Genomic DNA, 20752 nt, shown 5'->3' with positions numbered 1-20752 from the left:
AAATTATTGTCAGATAAAGGGTCACAGAGGTCTTATAAAAGAGCCTAAAGTTTGTTAAAAATTGTTAAAAATCCACAATAACGTCTTTTTTAATACTTTGATAAGCAGTGATTTCATCAAATTCATTCAAACTCAGCAAAACCATTTTTTTAAATTCATCATACTTTTTCCCGCGTGGAAGTTTAAGCATAATCTGGAATTGGTATAAATTATTAAGCCTTGCAATCTGAGCTCTTTCAGGTCCCAAAACACATTCTTCGGGAAGGTATTTCCTTAAGATAGAGCCTAAAAACTGAGAAGCCCGGTTTACTTTATCTTCTTTCCGGTGTTTCAGCTCGATCATAATCAGCTTCGTGAATGGTGGATAGTGGAATTTCTGACGTTCGGTAAGGATATATTTATAGATTTTTGCCGGGTTATTCATCTTGATCAGCTGAAAAACGGAATGATCAGGATTATAGGTCTGAATTAAAATTTTACCCTTTCCTGAAACCCTTCCTGCTCTTCCGGATACCTGCGTGATCAGCTGATAGGCTCTTTCCTCCGCTCTGAAATCCTGTACATATAATAAGGAATCTGCTTTGGGAATCGTAACCAATTCGATGTGGTCAAAATCAAGACCTTTAGAAATCATCTGCGTTCCTACGATAATGTCTGTTTCTCCTTCTTCAATTTTCTCGTACAGCTTTTCATACGCAAATTTTTTACGCATGGAATCCACATCCATCCGGTCCACTTCATGGTCAGGAAACAGCTTGGATACTTCTTCATGGATCTGCTCTACGCCCACTCCTCTTTCATTCAGATTTTCAGACTGGCATTTCGGGCAGCTTCTCGGCTTTGAGGCCCTTTGTCCGCAGTAGTGGCATTTCATTTCATTTGCAGCCTTGTGATAGGTCATAACCACATCACAGTTCGAACAGTAATTGACATAGCCGCAGGTTTCACATTCTATGACATTCGCATAACCACGGCGGTTATGAAGTACTATGGCCTGATTTTTTTCATCAACCGTTTTTTTAATCTCATCAATCAGGTGTAAAGAAAAGTTCCCGGAGACTTTTTTAGATTCCTGGGCTTCTTTAAAGTTGATAAGTTCATATTCCGGCAGATTCACATTCCCGAATCTTTCATTCAGGAAGATATATTTTATTTTATCTTTTCGCGCATTGTAATAGCTTTCTACGGAAGGCGTCGCCGATCCAAGGATCACACCAGCTCCGTACAGATTTCCTAAAACCAGGGCAGCATCTTTGGCATTAAAATTAGGAGAAGATTCTCTTGGCCTGTATGCAGAATCATGTTCCTCATCCACAACGATCAGTCCAAGATCTTTAAACGGCAGAAACATGGCGTTTCGGGTTCCTATGAGAATTTTGATATCATTCTGTTTGATTCTTCTCCAGACTTCTACCCGTTCAAAATCCGTCAGTTTCTGATGATAGAAACCTAGCTGTCTTCCGTATTTTTTTTCAAGCCTTTGGGTAATCTGTTTGGTGAGAGAAATTTCAGGAAGCAGGAACAGCACATTTTTTCCTTCCCGAATGCATTCTTCGATTTTCTCTAAATAAATATGGGTTTTTCCTGAAGAAGTTACCCCATGCAGCAATACATTTTTCCCTTCTTCAAAGGCCTCATCTATTTCAATTTTAGCTTCCTTCTGCTGTTCAGAAAGTTCTTCAAGTTCTTCAATGACTCCTTCATAACTTTCGATCCTGTCTTTCTGCATATAGTATTCTTCGACAAGACTTTTATGGGCAAGGGCTTTAAAATGGGAACTTCCGAAATATCCGTCCTCAAACAGTTCAGATTTTTTAACAGGAATATCGGGATGCTCGGTTTGTTTTTCTAAAATAGCCAGGAAAAGGTCTTTCTGTTTCGGAGCTTTGTTCAGTTTTAAAAGAATCTCCGTCAGGTTCTGATTGCCCAAAACTTCATCGTTAATCTTTACATAAGCGACTTCCTTAGCTTTATATTTTTCTGCAATTTTTTCATCAATTTCAATATACTGCAGATCGATCAGGGAATTGATCGTCTTAATGATATCTTTTTTAGGAATAAAAGCTTCAATATCTGTTAAATTGATCAACTGACGCACTTCCAATGCCTGGACAAGATACATTTCATTGACATCCAGATTTTCAAAATCAACGGTTATATTGGGCTTTAATTTTAAATAGGTTTCACTTTCCAGCTTTAAAGAGGAAGGAAATGCAAAACGGTAAATCTCCCCCAATCCGCACAGATAATAATCTGAAAGCCAGTTCCAGAAATTGATCTGCTCTTCGGGAAGAATTGGCTGGTCATCCAGGATACTGATGACTTCCTTGGCGACAAAATTTTCAGGCGCATTGTCGTGAAGTTCAAAAACAATTCCCGTATAAATTTTCTTGCCTCCAAACGGTACCAGCACACGCATTCCGGGCTGAATATCTGATATCAGCTCTTCAGGGATTTTATAGGTGAAAGATCCTTTTAAATTAAGTGGTAAAACGATTTGGACGTATTGCAAGGGAAAATTTTAAAGTGTAAAATTAGATTTTTCTTTAGAGAACTGCAATTTTTTATTGAGATTGTGTTGGGGATTATATGGAGTTGTGTTCAAATTTATATTTTGGCTAAAGCCGTTTGATTTATGATTAATATTAAACGGGTTAAAGCCCGTTCCTATTGAATATATTTGTCCGATCAACGAAAGGAAGATGCTCTTATTCGGCCAATTTTTTCTTGCTGATTGCGCACATTACACAGATTTAAAATACATAAGCTTCTGCTGAATCTGTCCCAGCTGCGGGAGATTATTTTTAATTTGTGTGATTTTTTAAACGCAAAGTTTGATTTAAAGAACGTTTAATTTTAAGAAGATAAAGAGGTCGACTGCGTCGCTGATGAAGCTGCAGGGTAAAACGCCTGCTTAGTCAAATCAAAATTCATTATTTTTTGTTCTCGTAGTTACATTCAGTCTATTATTTTAAAAAAGCCATTCGGTGATCTGATACCAGACGGCGGACGTTATAAATCCTACGAGGATACTGAAACCAATGATCAGATTGGTGAGCTTGGTATTTAACCTGAACTGTTCTGCGATGATACTGGAGGTGACGACTGTAGGCATGGCCGCTTCAAATACGGTAATTTTCGCTACATCTCCTTTTATATTAAGAAGCAGTGCCAATCCAAGTACAATGGCAGGAGCCAGGATCAATTTATACAGCATAGAAGCAGACATTTGAGGGATCAGTTTTTTCCACCCGTTAAATTTCAGCTGTAGTCCAACTGAGAATAATGCCAGCGGACTTACCGTTGCAGCTAGTTTATCAAAGAATGGCTCTGCAGCAGTAAAATCGATAAACTGCGACAATACCAATGCCGCGATACAGCCAATTAATGGTGGAAAGGTGATCAGTCTTTTCAGAATAAACAAAGCGCTTACTTTTCCGGATCTGCTTCCTCCTTTTACAGCTGCAATAATTCCCATGGTTGAAAGGGCAAAAAACATGGTCTGATCACAGATGATCGCTATACTTAGAAGACTTTCACCATAAAAAGCACTGATCAGTGGAAAACCTATAAAGGACGTATTGCTGTATCCGCTTGTTAGTTCCAGTGTACTTCTGGACCGCCGGGAGTAGCCTTTGCTTTTGCTGTAAAACATCATGAAGAAGAAACAGAAAACAGAGATCAGAAAGGTAGCGGCGATGGGGAACAGCATTTCTGTGGTCCACTTTACTTTAGGCAGATATTTAAAGGACACGGCAGGCAGAGCCAGATAAAGAATCCAGGTGTTAATTCCTTTGTGAGCATCGGGATGGATAGATTTTGTTGCCTTGAATACCATTCCTGCGATAATACACACTGCAATCAGAACAAAATTTACCATAATGTGTAAGAATAGGTTACAAAGTTACGGCTGATTTTTCAGTTATGACCTTCGAAAATTAAATTTTACTGACAAAAATCTATTTTTATTTAAAATAAATTTAAAGTGAATTAATTCAATTAAATTCAATAAGCATCACGTTTTGAGAATACTCCATCCTAAGACAATTACCCAATAAGATCAATTAATAATGTTAAATTTTACTATTTTTTACATAATAAATCACAAAATATTGAATAAATTATTACTTTTACAAAACCACAAAAATTTTTAATATGAAAAGTAAACTAATGTCTTTAGCACTAGGCGTGCTATTTCTGTCCTCCTGTAATTCCAACGAGGACATCACCACTTCAACACCGGAACAGTCTTCCCAAAAGCAGTACGCTCTGGGAGCCAGACTGGTGGATGAACAAACCTTTAATTCTTATGAAAAAGCAGATGTTGAGGCATTAACGCTTAAGTTTAAGGGAAAAAGTTCCGAAGCTGCCAAAGTAAGTCTTCCAAGCAGCTATTCTATTCCAAGTTCAACAGTGGGTAACCAGGGATCTGAAGGTTCGTGTGTTGCCTGGGCTACGGCTTATGCGGCGGCGAGCTCTCTTGAACTGAATTTTAAAGGCGTTACGCAGAGCAGAAGCCCCGAGTATGTCTACAACCAGATCAAAGTAGGTACATGCGCCCAGGGAGCTTATGTTACTGCAGGACTTAATCTGATTAAAAACCAGGGAGTCTGCAGCTGGAATGAAATGCCTTACACCGATGCGGGATGTTCTACCCAACCAAACGCAACGCAAAAAAATGCAGCCAGCACCCACAAGTTTACAAGCTGGGGAACAGTCAATAAAACTGACATTGCAGGCGTGAAAAATCTACTGAGCATGAATCTTCCCATTGTCATCGCTGTAAGTGTGGATGACAGTTTCTACAATATGGGAAGTACTGGATGGATCTGGAAAGCTCATTCCGGTCAGAACTATGGAGGGCATGCCATCTGCGTTATCGGGTATGATGACAGTAAGCAGGCATTTAAAGTTCAGAATTCCTGGGGAACCTCATGGGGAAGCAGCGGATATTTCTGGATAGACTATGCTTTCTTTGCAAAAACCTCTAATGGCGCCATTAATGAGAGTTATGTGGCCTATGTTCAGTAATTAATTATTCAGCACCAAATTATTATATATAGAAAGAAGCCTTCCGTAGTATTTGGAAGGCTTTTTTATTGTTGGAATTTCGCAAAGGCGCTATTGTTTTTATACTTTATTTTGTAAGGCGCAAGGATTTATCGAAGATAAAATTTTATGCTACGGTTTGCTTATATGCTAATATTAAACTTTGAAAATAGTAAACCTCATCGATTTTTGAAACCTATGTGGCTTGTTTTTTTATGCTCCCGCAGATTCTGATGATGATGCAGATTTTTGTTTTTTTACTTTTTAATTATGTAAGGTATCCCAAAGACTGATTGCTTCAATATTTTTCAGAGGTTTTGAAAGTTTGACCTTTTTTGAAGTATGGGGAAGAAGGTCGAAGAAATTATCGCTGAAATGGATGTCTCCGATCAGATAGACATCTTTTGCCAATACATCTGTGGAAATTTCAATCTCGTCAGCTTTGATTCTTTTAATCTTAATAGCAGGTTTCGTCAGCTGCAGATCTTTCGGTTTAGCAAAGAAATGGGTATTGACAGCGATGATTTTTCCTTCTTTATCCTTTAGCGTAAGTTGTAAAAAGGTTGTGTTCTTTTCAGATTCAGTTATTAAATTTTTGATTTCAACAGGATCAAATTTCAGAATACTTTCCAATGTTTTCTCTTTTGCAGATGTTTTGGTTTCTTTTAAAACCTTTCCGTCAAAATTTATTGTTTTAATCTCAAAATCAACATCAGTAAAGCTTTTAATTCCATCATTAATGGCGTAAAAATTTAAAATCCCATCTTTTTCTTCTGTTAAAATAACCTGTTGTTCAAAGCTTCGTTTCATCTGATACTGAAGGGCTTTCCAGTTTCCTAAATAATCGATGGAAGACCATGAAACTACCGGCCAGCAGTCATTCAGCTGCCAGTATAACGTTCCCATATTGTAAGGTTTTGCACGACGATGGGCCTCAACCGCGATTCTCATTCCCCTCGCCTGCAGCAATTGGGAAATGTAATTGTATTGTACAAAGTCTGATGGAAGTTTGTAATCTCTTTTAATATATTCATTAATGATCTCCCATCCTCTGCCATGTTTTTCATGAGCTTTGATGGTAGGGTTCTGCAAATTCAAATCGGGAGTTCCGGAAAACATTGACTTCACTGCTTCCAGGCCCGGCATTCCCTGAAAACCGTATTCAGACATGAAACGGCCTACTTTTTCATTATACATTTCAAACGGCTGCTCTCCCCACCAAACTCCCCAATAATGAGAATCTCCTTCGGTAAGGCTTTCTTTATGTCCCCAACCGATAGATGGCGAACTGGGCCAATAAATATTTTTTTCAGGAGTAAGATTTTCCCGTAATGTATTTGGAATCACGTCATGGAACACCTTTTTATAGTCTTTCCACACCTGTAGGGAATCGTCTTTTGAATATTTGAACTGTTTCTGGTATCCCCAGTTGACGATGGCTTCATCAACTTCATTATTGCCACACCACAAAGCAATCGACGGGTGGTTCTGAAGTCTATTGACCTGATCTTTTACTTCTTCTCTGACATTGCTTAAAAAAGCTTCATCAGCCGGATAAAAGCTTCCCGCAAACATAAAATCCTGCCAGACCAGAATACCGTTTTCGTCACAGGCTTTGTAGAATTCATCATCTTCATAGATTCCGCCACCCCAGACACGGACCATATTCATATTGGCTTCCTTCATGTCTTTAATCAGTTTCCTGTATTTTTCTTTGCTTACTCTGGGTGAAAAACTGTCAGCAGGGATCCAGTTGGTTCCTTTCGCATACAAAGGTTTTCCATTAACTTTAAAATAGAATGATTTTCCGGCTGCATCTTTTTCCTGAACCAGTTCTACCGTTCTAAGTCCTACTTTTATATTCTTTTGGTCTAAAGCTGACTTATTCTTTAAAAGTTCGATTTTAAAATCATGCAGATTCGCGTCTCCCCATCCGTTGGGCTGCCAAAGCTTGAATCCGCTCATATCATAAGGAAGACGAATGGTATTCATGCCTTTCTTAAGAGAAACCGTCTTGTTCAATTGATTAATATTCAAACGATAATCCCCGGCTTCCTGTGCATTAATTTCTATCTCAAAATTAAAATCCAAAACTTCATTTGAAAAGTTCTGATGGTATTTAACGGTCTCTATTTTCGCAAAATTCCAGAATTCCAGTTGTATATCTTTCCAAATCCCTGCAGTTACCAACCTAGGTCCCCAATCCCAGCCAAACTGATACTGGGCCTTTCTTATAAAGCTTCGGGGTGATTCCGGCATCGCAAACGGAACTTTTTTAGCCAATTCCTTTCCTTCATTCACTGCCGATTTAAATGCAATCTTCAGCTCGTTATCCCCTTGTTTCAGGAACTCTTTCACGGGAACATTCCATTTTCTGAACATATTGTCTGTTTTTTTCAACAGTTTTCCGTTCAGATAGATCTCTGAGAAGGTATCAAGACCATTAAAAACCAGGTCAATATGATTATTTCCCAGTTCTTTCGCAGATACTTTAAAAGTGGTTTTATATTCCCAATCCTCGTTTTCTATCCATTGAACCTTTTTTTCGTTTTCATCTTTGAAAGGATCGGGAATCACCTTGTTATCCATCAGATCAAGATGAACGGTACCCGGAATTTTTGCGGATAGCCAATTCTGTTCTTTCATGTTTTTGAACTGCCATTTCTCCGGAGACAAACTTCGTTCTGTCAGTTGTGCAGTCATCATAGTCTGAATAAAAAGGAAGATAAAAAGGATGGATTTATTCATTAAGGAATTGGTTTAGAAATTTTATAAGTATCGGTTAAATATTGACTTTGTCATTCCGAGGAACAGAGGAATCTCTATTATTATTTTATTGAGATTCTTTCACGCCACTTTGTTTCGTTCAGAATGACAAGCGCGGTTCATTTCACTTCTAAAATTTAACTATTTTTAAAGCTATCACCTCATCCGCACTGGCAAAAGCTCCGCCATCCGTGATCGCTGAGGAATGAAAATAACCGGCATTGGTAAACTCTCTGATCTCTTCAATATTCGTAGAGCGAAGACCTCCTCCGATCAGGATTTCAATCCTGCCATTGGAAAGTTCAACCAGTTTTTTCAGGTTTTCTTTACCTTCTGAAACATTGGGTTTCTGACCTGAAGTAAGAATGGTTTTAAAACCACAATCTATTATTTTTTCAAGAGAATCTTCAAGATTTGTTGCTCTGTCAAATGCACGGTGGAAAGTACATGGAAGAGCATCAGCCAATTCAACTAAAACTTTGTTTTGTTCTACATTGACCTCGTCATTCTTGTCTAAAATTCCAAAAACAAAGCCGTCTGCCCCTAAAGATTTCAACTGAACCAGTTCTTTTTTCATCTGTTCAAATTCCGCTTCGGAATAAGTAAAATCTCCACCTCTCGGTCTGATCATTACAAAAATGGGAATATTGATTTTTGCTCTTAACTCTTTTAACGTTTCGAAATCAGGGGTGGTTCCGCCTTCGCTTAATCCGTCACATAATTCTATTCTGTCGGCTCCGTTTTCAAAAGCAATCAGGGCTGATTCCGGATTGAAACACGCTATTTCTATTTTTGACATTTATTTTTTTATTGATTGGTAAGAAAAAGATTTTTTATTTCAAGGCGAATTCCGGCTTTTCAAGACGGTTTCCTTTCTGATCATACACCGCAAAATTAAATCCGTCCTGAATACAGTAAGATCCGTACTCCCCTCTTTTATTTAAAGCAATAAAACCAACCTGGATATCTTTCAGGCTTTTATTTCTTCTCTTGGTAATATTCACAATCCTTTCAACCGCTTCTTTACATGCCTGTTGAGGATTTCTGCCCTGTCTCATCAGTTCAACCACAAGATGGGTTCCTACAGTCCGGATCACTTCCTCACCATGCCCTGTAGCCGTAGCTGCTCCTACTTCATTGTCTACAAAAAGACCGGCCCCGATAATCGGTGAATCTCCCACTCTGCCGTGCATTTTAAAAGCCATTCCGCTGGTGGTACAGGCTCCTGAAAGGTTTCCCTGCGCGTCAAGGGCAATCATTCCAATAGTGTCATGGTTTTCAATATTGGCAACTGGTTTATATTCGCTGGTTTTTAACCATTCTTTCCATTCTTTTTCAGATTCCGAAGTGAGAAGATTTTCTTTTTTAAAGCCTTGCGAAAGTGCAAACTGCAAAGCTCCGTCTCCAACCAGCATCACATGTGGTGTTTTCTCCATCACGGATCTTGCCACGGAAATAGGGTTTTTGATATGCTCCAAACAGGCAACAGAACCAATATTATAGTTTTCATCCATAATACAGGCATCAAGGGTTACTCTTCCGTCTCTGTCCGGCCGGCCGCCATATCCTACACTTCTTTCGGTAGGATCCAATTCCACGAGACGAACTCCCTTTTCCACTGCATCAAGCGCTTTTCCGCCTTTTCCAAGAATGGTCCAAGCTTCTTCATTCGCCTTCAGTCCGAAATTCCAGGTGGAAAGAACAATCGGTTTTCCTGCTGTTTTAGAATGATCAGGTAGATCTTTAGCGATCAGATCCAGGGGATTTACAGCAAGTGCCAAAGAGGCGGCGGCTGTTTTTTTGATGAAATTTCGTCTGCTTTGCATGTAAGATGTATTTGGCTTCCAAATTAGCAATTTTCCCGCTAGCATAAAAGGAAAAAAGACTACAGCAGTTGCTCTGTAGTCTTTTTCTTATTTTTAATGTTTAATGAGTCAGTTTAGCAGATAATCTGGTCATTTAATATCTGGCTTAATTTACACCAATTTCATCTACAAAAAGCCATGCTTTTGAGTCAGCTCCGGGATTTCCAGCAGGAATGATGCCGGCGTTTTCTATTTTGAATTTGATGTATTTTGAGTTCTGGCTTCCTACGTTTAACTTTATTTTTCCTTTTAAACTCTGAATCTCATCTTTCCCGATCTCTTTGATCATTTTAAAATTCTTACCGTCGTCGGAAATAAAGATCTGTGCAGATTTCGCCAAATGAATCCAGCTTCCTTTATTTTCCAAGGTATTGAAATACACTTCTGAAAAACCGGTCTTCTGACCAAGATCAATAGTTGCTACGACATCTTTTCCCTGAAAGCCGAGCCATGTTTTACCCAGCTGTCTGGTATTCCCGATAATTCCATCCACTAAAGTAAAAGCTCCACCGAAAGAATAATTTTCACTGGGTTGCTGCTCTAAGATTATTTTTTTTCCTGTAGATTTTGAAACTGTAAATTCCTGAGTAGAAACGGCACTTTTCAGTTTTCCACCTTCAAAATAGGCAGATTTAACGGTTGAAGATTTGGAAATATTGATGGCTCCATGATATATCTTTGAATTCAGAGAAGGTTCTGTTCCGTCCGTTGTATATCGAATTCCTTTCGGATCCTGTGAAACGGTAAGTTCATAAGAGATACCGTTACCGGCGGGAATTACTTTTCCGGAGATATTGTAAATGCTTTTTGCATAATTCACCTTCATTTTGTCCAGAACTTTGAACTGGCTAATGACCCTGTTTTCAAATTCTTTATAATTTTCAGGATCTGATGTTCCCCATCCAACTTCAGAAAGTGCCATCAGTCTTGGGAAAATCATGTATTGTACCTGTTTAAAATCTGTGATATATTCAGTCCATAAATTCGCCTGAACTCCAAGTATATATTTTGCCTGCTCTGCATTCAGTTCAGCAGGAACAGGATTGTAAGAATAGATTTTATCTAAAGGTGTAAATCCTCCAAAAGCATTAGGCTCCGACTGCGGATCTCCCTGATAATGGTCAAAATAGCAATAAGCTCCGGGTGTCATCACGGCAAAATGTCCCGATTTTGCAGCCTCAATGCCTCCATTCACGCCAGTCCAGCTCATCACAGCTGCGTTTGGTGCAAGGCCTCCTTCCAGGATTTCGTCCCAACCGATGATTTTTCTGCCTTTACCATTTACATATTTTTCAATTCTGTGGATGAAATAGCTTTGCAGGCCATGTTCATCTTTCAGATTATTTTTCTTAATCAATTCCTGACAATGGGCACATTCTTTCCATCTTGTTTTCGGGCATTCGTCGCCACCAATGTGGATGTACTGGGAAGGGAATAATGTCATGACCTCATCAAGAACATTTTCCAGGAAGGTGAATGTTTCTTCTTTCGGGCAGAACACATCATCAAAAACGCCCCACTTTGTAGCGGATTCAAACGGTCCTTTTGTACAGGCAAGTTCCGGATATGCAGATAAAGCGGCTAAAGCATGCCCCGGCATTTCAATTTCCGGAACGATGGTAATATGTCTCTGCTGAGCATATTTAACGACATCTTTGATCTGTTCCTGAGTGTAGAAATACGGGCCGTAAGGTTTTCCGTCAAATGTATTGTCTACATAAGCCCCAATCATGGATTCTTTACGTTTTGAACCAATTTCTGTCAGCTTCGGATATTTTTTAATTTCGATTCTCCAACCCTGATCGTCTGTAAGATGCCAGTGAAAGGTATTCAGCTTGTACATGGCCAGATAGTCGATGTACTGTTTTACTTCGTCAACACTGAAAAAATGGCGGCAGACATCCAGGTGCATTCCGCGCCAGGCAAATTTTGGGCTGTCTTTTATCTCCATGGCCGGAATAGCACCATCTTCTTTATGCTCTTCAAAAAGCTGAATCAACGTTTGAAGGGCAAGAAAATATCCTTGTTTGGTATCTGAACTTATGAAAATTCTTTTCGGAGAAATGTCGATGGAATAACTTTCTTTCTTACTTTCAGGATTAACCGGAATTTTCGGCTGTGGAACCTGGATATACATCACATGAATTTTTTCCGTACTGCTGCTGGATTGAAATTTAACCTGAGCACCCAGACGTTTTTTGAAATATTCTGTCTCTTCTTTCGGAAGTTTATCGTTCAGTATCAAGGTTTCAGGAATGATAAATTTACCTTCCTGTATGGTTACACTTTGAGGATAAGGAATTAAATTGGGCTTCATCTGAGCATTAAAAACACTGGAAAAAAGAGTTGAAAATATAAAGAGAAAACGTCGCATCTGAGTATGATTAAGGTTTTAGCTAATATAATTATTTTCCAAAACTCTTCGGAGCATTTTAACTTATTAAATAATAAAACATCTAAATTTGCAAAAAAAATACAATGAGAAAAAGCATTTTACTGGCCGCAGGATTATTATTTTCAATTTCTTCATATGCACAGATCTTAGATATTATCAAATCTACAGTCAAAACCAAAACCGGTGTTGATCTTGATAATCCGGCGAAACCTAAAAATTCTACCATAACCACCTCCACTCCATCCACTACGACAACAACTACCACCAAAACCTCTCCCATTAATCTCGGAAGTCTTACTTCAACACAGATTTCTTCGGGATTAAAAGAAGCTTTAAGCCTTGGGGTAACTGATGGTGTAAAGAAACTGTCTCTGACAGACGGATTTTTAAAAAATGAAGCGGTAAAAATCTTAATGCCCGAAAAACTAAGAAAGATCGATACCACACTCCGCTCTCTGGGTATGGGAAGTCTGGCAGACGAAGGGGTTAAATTATTAAACAGAGCTGCTGAGGATGCGGTAACGGAAGCTGCTCCAATTTTTACAAAAGCAATCACATCCATGACCATTACGGATGCTAAAAATATCCTGTTAAGCAGTGACAATGCAGCAACCAATTATTTACAAACCAAAACACAAAGTCAGCTGTTCACCGCGTTTCAGCCCAAAGTGAAAGCTTCCTTAGGAAAAGTAGGTGCTGATACGGTCTGGAAAAATCTGATCTCTAAATACAATACATTCACCGGACAGGCTGTGACGACTGATCTTAACGAATATGTAACCACAGAAACCATCAATGGTGTTTTCAAAATGGTGGCGGAAAAAGAAAGCGGAATCAGAAATACGCCCGCTATGAGAACGACTTCTATTTTACAGAAGGTGTTTGGGGCGCAGGATTCAAAATAGATGTTAGAGCTTGTAATTAAGATTTTTCAGCGATGTCGTGTTGAACTTAAACCAAAAATATAAAAAGGTTATTTTCTTTTGTCTTGAAACAAAAGAAACAAAAGAAACAAAAGTTCAAGACTTGGAACTCTTCGCTAAAAATAAATTCTGTTCACTAAAAATTCTAAACTTGTGCGAATTCTACACGGGTTATTCGATTTGAATTTTGTGTCGCGCTTCAAACAGTAGAATTTTCTTAATGTTCGCAGATTTTATTTTCTTAACGCTACGATTTCCTATGTCAATTTGAATGGTTCAAAAGATATTTTCAATAAAAAAACCTTGTCAATGACAAGGTTTTTATTTTATCTAAAATTGCATTTCAGGAATTTCACCTTCGATGATCAGATCAGCTTCTGTAGATTTTACGATGTGCTCCACTGAAACGCCCGGAGCTCTTTCTACCAGTTTGAATCCTTCGGGAGTAACGTCTAATACAGCTAATTCGGTTACGACTCTTTTCACGCAGTTAACCCCTGTAAGCGGAAGCGTACATTTTTTCAGTATCTTGCTTTCTCCGGCCTTGTTCACGTGCATCATCGCAACGATAATATTTTCTGCAGATGCTACCAGGTCCATTGCTCCACCCATTCCTTTAACCATTTTCCCTGGAATTTTCCAGTTGGCGATATCTCCGTTCTCAGAAACTTCCATCGCTCCAAGGATAGTAAGATCTACTTTCTGACCTCGGATCATCCCGAAACTGAAGGCTGAATCGAAAAATGAGCCTCCCGGCAGAATGGTGATGGTCTGTTTTCCGGCATTGATGATGTCGGCATCTTCTTCCCCTTCGAAAGGGAAAGGACCCATTCCGAGCACTCCGTTTTCACTCTGAAATTCTACGGAAATACCATCCGGAACATAGTTAGCCACCAATGTAGGGATTCCGATTCCCAGGTTTACATAATATCGGTCTTTCAGTTCTTTTGAAATCCTTTTAGCAATTTGTTCTTTTGTAAGCATAATAAAAACTTAGACTGCAATTTAATTCTTTTCACTTGAATACAAAAGGGCTTTGTTATTAAGGTTGAGATAAAGATGAGGCATACTGCAGATAGCAGGTTCCAGGTTGTAGGGATTAGGGATTGTGCTGAAGATTCAAATCATGGTCTTTTGATTTTAGTCAAGAGCTAAGAAATAAAATACAAGATGGCAGGTTATAGGGACTAGGGATTGTGCTGAAGATTCAAATTATGGTCTTTTCATTGTAGTTAAGAGCAAGAACCAAGACGCCAGATGCCAAACATGAGACGATTATTAGCTTAATTACTTACGAACCAGCAAAAAAAAACAGCAACTGACAACCCTCTTTCAAACTCATTTACTCTAAAACTCTCTTACTTCATAACTCTCCGACACTCAAACTCGCACCGCGTACCCCGTAACTTTCAGCTTCCAGCCAGGTAATATTAATTTTATCAACCCGAGCTCAGGTTAATGCCATAAGTCAAAATAATATCTCTAATTTTGCAGCATTATTTACTATAATGAAAATACTTTTAAGATACCTTAAGCCTTACCAATGGTTGATCGCGCTTTCTTTGCTGCTGGCCACCATTAATCAGGTTTTCTCTTTATTTGCTCCGGCCATTACGGGAAATATCCTGGATCAGCTGGTGACGCATCCCAACTTTTTTGACAAGGAAAAACTCCTGCCAAGAAATCTGAATCAATATTTATACGGTAACAGTGTTTATCACGGTGTTTTTTACTTTTTGGGATTACTTATCGGAACAGCGATGGTGAGCAGAATAGCCAAAGCTTTTCAGGATTATGCGGTAAGCGTAATTACTCAGAAGTTTGGCGCGAAAATATTTACAGATGGTTTGAAGCACTCAATGGCATTGCCTTACCAGGAATTTGAAGATCAGAGAAGTGGTGAGACCTTATCTATTTTAACGAAAGTAAGAGAAGATACCGTAAAATTCATCACCAGCTTTATTAATATTTTCTTTGGAATTCTGGTCAGTATCATTTTCGTTTCTGTGTATGCGATCCGTTTGCACTGGTCGATTATGCCTGTCTACATCTGCGGAATTTTCCTGATTGCTTTCATCACCAACTTATTGAGTAAAAGAATCAAAAGCATTCAGAAGAATATTGTTTCGGAAACGACCGCTTTAGCGGGAAGTACCACGGAAAGCTTAAGAAATATAGAAATCGTTAAAAGTTTGGGATTAACGAACCAGGAAGTGATCCGTTTGAATAACAATACATACAAGATCCTTGGACTAGAACTGAGAAAGGTGAAAAGCATCCGTTCATTAAGTTTTATCCAGGGAACGATGGTTAATTTTCTTCAGCAGATGATTACCATGACGTTGTTGCTCTTAATTTTTAAAAACATCGTTACTCCGGGGCAATACCTGTCTCTGATGTTCTATGGATTTTTCATTTTCGGGCCGATGCAGGAGATTGGGAACATCATTATTTCTTACCGTGAAGCAGAGGCTTCTCTTCAGAATTTCGACAATTTAATGAAGAAGGAAGTGGAAGAAAAACCGCTTCATCCGAAACAAATTGGAGCTATTGAAGAATTACAGTTTAAACATGTTTCTTTCAAACACCAGTCGGCTCAGTATAAAGCTTTGAATAATATCTCTTTTGACGTTAAAAATGGCGAAACCATTGCTTTTGTGGGACCGAGCGGTTCAGGGAAAAGTACTTTGGTTAAATTGCTGGTTGGACTTTACAGGCCTCAGGAAGGAAATATTTTTTACAATGGTATTAACGGAAAAGAGTTTGATTTTGATGAACTGAGAAATCAAATCGGTTTTGTGACTCAGGATACTCAGCTTTTTGCAGGAACCATCAAGGAAAATCTTCTTTTTGTCAATCCTAATGCTACCGAAGCTGATCTGGAAATCGCGTTAAAGAAATCCAGCTGTACTGCTTTACTGGAAAGAGCCGAGAAAGGTATAGAAACCGTTATTGGTGAAGGCGGACTGAAACTGAGTGGTGGAGAAAAACAAAGAATCGCCATTGCAAGAGCACTTTTAAGAAAACCGCATTTATTGATTTTTGATGAAGCGACTTCAGCTTTGGACAGCATCACAGAAGAGGAAATAACTTCTACCATCAAAGATATTTCAAAAGAAAAGGAACAGATCACCGTTCTTATTGCTCACCGTTTAAGTACGATTATGCATGCAGACAGAATTTATGTCCTTGAACGCGGACAGGTGATAGAAACAGGATCTCACAGTCATCTCATTGCAGAAAAAGGTTTGTATTTCGCGATGTGGCGACAACAGATCGGAGAAAGGAAAAATCTCATTTCACAGGAATAAAAAAAGCGCTGAATTCATTTCAGCGCTTTTTTTTATGGTCAAGACCGGATTTTGACAGGAATTAATCTTTCTGTCTTACCGTTCTCTGTTCAATTCTCTTTTCAAATTTTTCACCCTGGAAAATTCTTTGCACCATAATCCCCGGAATATGGATCTCATTAGGGTCTAAAACACCCGGTTCTACCAATTCTTCCACTTCAGCAATAGTAATTTTTGCGGCACCCGCCATTGGATGGTTGAAATTTCTTGCAGAACCTTTGAAAATCAGGTTTCCAAGGTAGTCTCCTTTCCATGCTTTTACGATTGAAAAATCTGCTTTGTAAGCGTGTTCAAGGATATGAGGTTTTCCGTTAAAATCTTTTACTTCCTTCCCTTCTGCAATCTCTGTTCCGTACCCTGCAGGCGTATAAAAAGCAGGAATTCCAGCCTGAGCCGCTCTGCATTTTTCCGCCAAAGTTCCCTGTGGTGTAAGCTCTACCTCCAGTTCTCCGGACAGCATCTGTCTTTCGAATTCAGCATTTTCGCCCACATATGAAGAGATCATTTTTTTGATCTGTCTTTTCTGAAGAAGCAACCCTAATCCAAAATCATCGACACCGGCGTTGTTTGAAATACAGGTTACGTCTTTCACATCGCTCTCCACCAAAGCATTTATTGAGTTTTCAGGGATACCGCACAGACCAAATCCGCCCAGCATTAAAGTCATTCCATCATTAATTCCTTCGATGGCTTCCTTTGCATTTTTTACTCTTTTATCTATCATGAAATATTAGATTTTCTGTCCGTTAAATTTAATCATTTTTCTCATATCTGCATTATTCAGAAATTTATTTGAATTCAGATCTAACTTTTGGTGGATTCCGGCATCATAGTTTAAGTTAAATCCTTTAAACCATTTAAAAATTTAATTTATACCCCTATTATATGGAAAAGAATACATTCAATAAAGCCGGAGATTTGTTTTATGTCATTTGCAGAATAAGCATCGGATTGTTCTTTTTTATCACCGGTTTCAATAAACTTTTCCATCCGGTTTTTCAGGGTTATATGCTGAAAACCATTAGCAGTCTTGGCTTTTCCAATCCTCAGTTAATGGCTAATTTCGTCGCTTTTAATGAGGCATTTTGGGGATTATTTTTATTGTTGGGGCTTTTAACCAGATTCAGTTCACTGTCTTTAATGGTCATCATGCTAGTGGCATTGTTCACCAAAGATATTCACTCTATTCCTACTGAACTCGTTCCCGTAGATCCTGCCGTTGGAACCCGTTCTATGGATCCTTTCACATGGCTTACCTATTTCTTTTATCTTCCGCAGGTATTGTTTATTATGCTATTGGGAATGTTTTCTCTTAACGGGTACAGAGCTTTCGGGATCGATCAACTGATCAAAAAGAAAAAGAAGGATTTCTTTTATTTGTAAAAATGTTGAGTCGTAAAAGGCAGATCAATTCATTTTTCGCTGTGTACCTATAGTAAAATTTCTCAGAAAAAATTCCGGGATTTCACGGAGGTTTTATGCGCTCAATCCCCTTTATTTCTCAGTAAATTGACTTATATTTGGCGTGACCAATCCGGTGGTTATGAATATTTTTCATGGGTACGGATTGCTCTCTCTACTCCACTTCAAATTGTACACTACTGAATCATTTAAACTTAATAAAAAACATGAAAAAATTATTTACCTCCGCAGTTCTTGCCCTGATCCTCAGCATCAGTGTGGGCGCACAGGAAAAAATCTATTTTGACGAAAACTGGGAGAAAACCACTCAGGACAAAATGGAATTCTACCGTGAAACTGAAAATAAAGGCAAGCTTACTTTAATTAAAGATTTTTATAAAAACGGTAAGCCACAGATGGAAGGTCTTGCTTCCAATGCCACTCCGGGTAGCGAGGTCTATGAAGGAAAAGTGATCTGGTACAGCCCTGAAGGTAAAACCGTAAGCACAGCAACATTTTCGGGTGGCAAACAGATAGGACCGGCGCAGACGTTTGATGAAAAAGGAAGACCTGTAGAAGATCTTGTGTACAAAGCAGACGGTACCTTTAAAGGAAAAATGTACACCTACAAAGATCCTGAACTATCCTCTTTCTATAACAGCATTACCATCTATGAGGATTCTGAAAATTTCAAAACGATAGCCTATGATGACGATATCAAAGGCATCCGCTACGAAATCACCACAGACAACAAAGGAAAGTACGAAACTAAATATTACGGCGATAAAGGAAAACACATCGGCACAAGCAATGCCGGTAACTCCGACGATAACGTAGTGGTAGAATATTACTACAATCCGATGAGGGTATCCAAAATCGAAAAGCAGAAAAGCGACGGAACGATCAAAGAAAGCATCATCTATTCAAAGAGTGGAAAAATCCTGCAGGAAGATAAGAAAAACAAAAAAGACGGCTATAAAACAACCTACGATGAGACGGGTAAGAAAATAGGAAACCTGATCTACGCTTACGATAAGGAATCCAATTATTATAAACCTCAGGACGGCGAAGACTATCAGTTCAGTTATGATCTGTCCGGTCTTACAGCAATCGATGTCTATAAAGACGGATCTTTGATTCTGAACAAATACTTTGATGAAGATGGTAAATTATCTTCTGAAAAGGTATTAAAAGATGATATGGTACAGGAGATGAAATATTATCATCCGGACGGAAGGCTGAAAGGTAGTATAACCTATAAGGATGACATGCCTTACAACGGTACTTTGTTTGAAGAACTTAACGAACAGCAATATAAGGATGGTGTTTTAGTTCTTTCCAGGTCTTTCAGAGAGGATGAAAAACTAAAATACGAGAAAAAACTGAATGCCAAGCAAACAGGATATGATTCTACGGTTTATGATGATAAGGGAGCCATCGTTTATACCTACAATGAGCCATTGGAATCAACAGAAGGTTTCACTGCACAGATCATCCAGTATGCAAAAGGAAAACCCGGCAATAAAGCTGTTGTCAAAGACGGGATTCTTCAAAGTGGAAAATTAAAATACAAAACTGAATCAGGTTTAAAAGAGATGGAGCGCAGCGGTAAATGGGTCCTGTTGAAAGTTTATAATCCGGACGGAAAGCTTATCCAGGATTCAAAAATTCTGGCGGATGGTGAACTTCAGGATGCTTATAGCGCTTTAAGTACTACTTTACGCGAGGAGGATCTTCTCTATGAGTTTTAAAAATATTTTTATTTCAATATAAAATCGGCTGTTTGTAACGGCCTATTTTTTTGTGAAAAATTGAAAGTCCAGTATCTGTATTTTTTTGAGGCAAAGGCTGATTAATTATATTGGAAATTATAGGGTTGCAAAGAGAAATTAACTCCGTTGATTGGACGAAGCTAAGTGTACGAGTGCATGAAAAAATCTGTGAAATCTGTGGGACTTTTTTTGACGCAGAGAATAATTAATATGCTGGAAATTTAAGGAGAGCAAAGGGGGAAATCAACTTAGTTGATTCGATGAAGCGAAATGTCTGAATACAAAAAAAATCTGCGAAATCTGTGGAATCTGCGGGAACTTTTTTTAACCACGCGACTGAATGAATCGAAAGTTTAAGTACATAAAATTTTCAAAAACTAAACTAAAGTGTAAAGTATATATAAAACTATTTATCTTTTTTTGCATTTAAAACTTAAACTGCTATGAATGAAGAATTTTGCTCAAACTGTAAACAAAATTTAAAGCCGAAAAGAATAGACGGACATTACATCCTCCATGAAATCGAACACGTTTTACATTTTGACAGGGGTATTTTGTATACCATCCGGGAACTGTTCATAAGACCCGGAGAAAATATCAGGAATTTTATCAGTGAAAACAGAAGCCGGCTTGTTAAACCTGTGATCTTTATTATTGTTACATCGCTGATTTATACCCTTATCAATCATTTTTTTCATATCGAAGAAAGCTATATAAAAATTGATGGTGCAGGAGATTCAAAGCTTAATACCATTAATAACTGGGTTCAAAGTCATTATGGATATTCCAATATTATTATGGGTGCGTTTATTGCTTTTTGGCTAAAAATATTTTTCAGGAAATATGATTACAATTTTTTTGAAATATTAATCCTGCTATGTTTCATTCTTGGAATGGAAATGCTGATGTTTTCTGTTTTTGCCATTGTCGAAGGAGTCACAAAATATCATCTGATGCAGATAGCTGCAGGGATCGTGTTTGTTTATTTTTCCTGGGCGGTAGGACAGTTTTTCGATAAAGGTAAGGTAGCCAGCTATTTTAAAGCACTCGTTTCCTATATATTGGGAATGATCACATTTGGTATTTCGATCATGATTTTAGGAGCTTTAATGAACTTAATCTCCCATTAAAAAGTAAAAGAGATGATCATTGTTATTTGTATTTTACTGTTCCTGTTTGTATTAAATAGAAAAAGCAGGAAATAATTTTCCTGCTTTTTTCCAATATACTG

At 38.3% G+C, this 20752-nt stretch carries 14 protein-coding genes; 6 read left to right on the top strand and 8 right to left on the bottom strand.

The genetic code is table 11. The annotated features are described in order from the left end of the window. Nucleotides 1-64: 64 nt before the first annotated feature. Complete coding sequence (gene priA / locus LC419_RS11150) at nucleotides 65-2512, bottom strand: primosomal protein N' (protein WP_223607405.1); 2448 nt, start codon at nucleotides 2510-2512, stop codon at nucleotides 65-67. Nucleotides 2513-2971: 459 nt separating this feature from the next. Further along, nucleotides 2972-3880, bottom strand: a complete 909-nt coding sequence (locus LC419_RS11145) for an AEC family transporter (protein ID WP_223607404.1) — start codon at nucleotides 3878-3880, stop codon at nucleotides 2972-2974. Nucleotides 3881-4155: 275 nt separating this feature from the next. Here LC419_RS11145 and LC419_RS11140 point away from each other — a divergent pair, with 275 nt between their 5' ends. After that, nucleotides 4156-5031, top strand: coding sequence for a C1 family peptidase (locus LC419_RS11140; protein WP_223607403.1), 876 nt, complete (start codon nucleotides 4156-4158; stop codon nucleotides 5029-5031). Between the two features lie 282 nt (nucleotides 5032-5313). Here the strand turns inward: LC419_RS11140 and LC419_RS11135 are convergent, their stop codons facing one another. From LC419_RS11135 to LC419_RS11120, 4 genes are all read right to left on the bottom strand, one after another. Next, complete coding sequence (locus LC419_RS11135; protein ID WP_223607402.1) at nucleotides 5314-7797, bottom strand: glycoside hydrolase family 2 protein; 2484 nt, start codon at nucleotides 7795-7797, stop codon at nucleotides 5314-5316. A 148-nt stretch (nucleotides 7798-7945) separates the two neighbouring features. Continuing rightward, the gene (locus LC419_RS11130) at nucleotides 7946-8614 is read right to left on the bottom strand and encodes a copper homeostasis protein CutC (protein ID WP_223607401.1); all 669 of its coding nucleotides are present in this window, start codon (nucleotides 8612-8614) and stop codon (nucleotides 7946-7948) included. A 34-nt stretch (nucleotides 8615-8648) separates the two neighbouring features. After that, complete coding sequence (locus tag LC419_RS11125; protein WP_223607400.1) at nucleotides 8649-9641, bottom strand: isoaspartyl peptidase/L-asparaginase family protein; 993 nt, start codon at nucleotides 9639-9641, stop codon at nucleotides 8649-8651. 145 nt (nucleotides 9642-9786) lie between these two features. Further along, nucleotides 9787-11997: a family 20 glycosylhydrolase gene (locus tag LC419_RS11120; protein ID WP_223607399.1), complete on the bottom strand. Its 2211-nt coding sequence runs from the start codon at nucleotides 11995-11997 to the stop codon at nucleotides 9787-9789. 161 nt (nucleotides 11998-12158) lie between these two features. On the opposite strand from LC419_RS11120, the gene LC419_RS11115 reads away from it, so the two are divergent. Next, nucleotides 12159-12980: a DUF4197 domain-containing protein gene (locus tag LC419_RS11115; protein WP_223607398.1), complete on the top strand. Its 822-nt coding sequence runs from the start codon at nucleotides 12159-12161 to the stop codon at nucleotides 12978-12980. 348 nt (nucleotides 12981-13328) lie between these two features. Here LC419_RS11115 and LC419_RS11110 read toward each other — a convergent pair whose 3' ends face one another. Further along, nucleotides 13329-13982 carry a CoA transferase subunit B gene (locus tag LC419_RS11110; RefSeq protein WP_223607397.1) on the bottom strand — a complete coding sequence of 218 codons (654 nt, stop codon included), beginning with the start codon at nucleotides 13980-13982 and terminating at the stop codon, nucleotides 13329-13331. Nucleotides 13983-14506: 524 nt separating this feature from the next. Between LC419_RS11110 and LC419_RS11105 the strand changes: the two genes are divergently transcribed. Further along, on the top strand, nucleotides 14507-16309 hold the full coding sequence (locus tag LC419_RS11105) for an ABC transporter ATP-binding protein (RefSeq protein WP_223607396.1): 1803 nt from the start codon (nucleotides 14507-14509) through the stop codon (nucleotides 16307-16309). A 61-nt stretch (nucleotides 16310-16370) separates the two neighbouring features. Here LC419_RS11105 and LC419_RS11100 read toward each other — a convergent pair whose 3' ends face one another. Continuing rightward, on the bottom strand, nucleotides 16371-17072 hold the full coding sequence (locus LC419_RS11100) for a CoA transferase subunit A (RefSeq protein WP_034726421.1): 702 nt from the start codon (nucleotides 17070-17072) through the stop codon (nucleotides 16371-16373). A 161-nt stretch (nucleotides 17073-17233) separates the two neighbouring features. On the opposite strand from LC419_RS11100, the gene LC419_RS11095 reads away from it, so the two are divergent. From LC419_RS11095 to LC419_RS11085, 3 genes are all read left to right on the top strand, one after another. Then, nucleotides 17234-17731 carry a DoxX family protein gene (locus LC419_RS11095; protein ID WP_223607395.1) on the top strand — a complete coding sequence of 166 codons (498 nt, stop codon included), beginning with the start codon at nucleotides 17234-17236 and terminating at the stop codon, nucleotides 17729-17731. Between the two features lie 245 nt (nucleotides 17732-17976). Continuing rightward, nucleotides 17977-19500, top strand: coding sequence for a membrane-binding protein (locus tag LC419_RS11090; protein ID WP_223607394.1), 1524 nt, complete (start codon nucleotides 17977-17979; stop codon nucleotides 19498-19500). 464 nt (nucleotides 19501-19964) lie between these two features. Further along, nucleotides 19965-20651 carry a DUF3667 domain-containing protein gene (locus LC419_RS11085; protein WP_223607393.1) on the top strand — a complete coding sequence of 229 codons (687 nt, stop codon included), beginning with the start codon at nucleotides 19965-19967 and terminating at the stop codon, nucleotides 20649-20651. Nucleotides 20652-20752 lie beyond the last annotated feature (101 nt).

It is taken from the genome of Chryseobacterium sp. OSA05B (assembly GCF_019970065.1).
GTDB lineage: Bacteria > Bacteroidota > Bacteroidia > Flavobacteriales > Weeksellaceae > Chryseobacterium.
The sequence above is the reverse complement of the archived record's forward strand: the minus strand, read 5'-3'. Positions and strand labels throughout refer to the sequence as shown.

Coding starts and splice junctions, on each gene's coding strand:
- LC419_RS11145 (WP_223607404.1), bottom strand. CDS start 3,880: ATGGTAAATTTTGTTCTGATTGCAGTGTGTATTATCGCAGGAATGGTA.
- LC419_RS11085 (WP_223607393.1), top strand. CDS start 19,965: ATGAATGAAGAATTTTGCTCAAACTGTAAACAAAATTTAAAGCCGAAA.
- LC419_RS11095 (WP_223607395.1), top strand. CDS start 17,234: ATGGAAAAGAATACATTCAATAAAGCCGGAGATTTGTTTTATGTCATT.
- LC419_RS11100 (WP_034726421.1), bottom strand. CDS start 17,072: ATGATAGATAAAAGAGTAAAAAATGCAAAGGAAGCCATCGAAGGAATT.
- LC419_RS11115 (WP_223607398.1), top strand. CDS start 12,159: ATGAGAAAAAGCATTTTACTGGCCGCAGGATTATTATTTTCAATTTCT.
- LC419_RS11135 (WP_223607402.1), bottom strand. CDS start 7,797: ATGAATAAATCCATCCTTTTTATCTTCCTTTTTATTCAGACTATGATG.
- LC419_RS11140 (WP_223607403.1), top strand. CDS start 4,156: ATGAAAAGTAAACTAATGTCTTTAGCACTAGGCGTGCTATTTCTGTCC.
- LC419_RS11090 (WP_223607394.1), top strand. CDS start 17,977: ATGAAAAAATTATTTACCTCCGCAGTTCTTGCCCTGATCCTCAGCATC.
- LC419_RS11120 (WP_223607399.1), bottom strand. CDS start 11,997: ATGAAGCCCAATTTAATTCCTTATCCTCAAAGTGTAACCATACAGGAA.
- LC419_RS11125 (WP_223607400.1), bottom strand. CDS start 9,641: ATGCAAAGCAGACGAAATTTCATCAAAAAAACAGCCGCCGCCTCTTTG.
- LC419_RS11110 (WP_223607397.1), bottom strand. CDS start 13,982: ATGCTTACAAAAGAACAAATTGCTAAAAGGATTTCAAAAGAACTGAAA.
- LC419_RS11105 (WP_223607396.1), top strand. CDS start 14,507: ATGAAAATACTTTTAAGATACCTTAAGCCTTACCAATGGTTGATCGCG.
- LC419_RS11130 (WP_223607401.1), bottom strand. CDS start 8,614: ATGTCAAAAATAGAAATAGCGTGTTTCAATCCGGAATCAGCCCTGATT.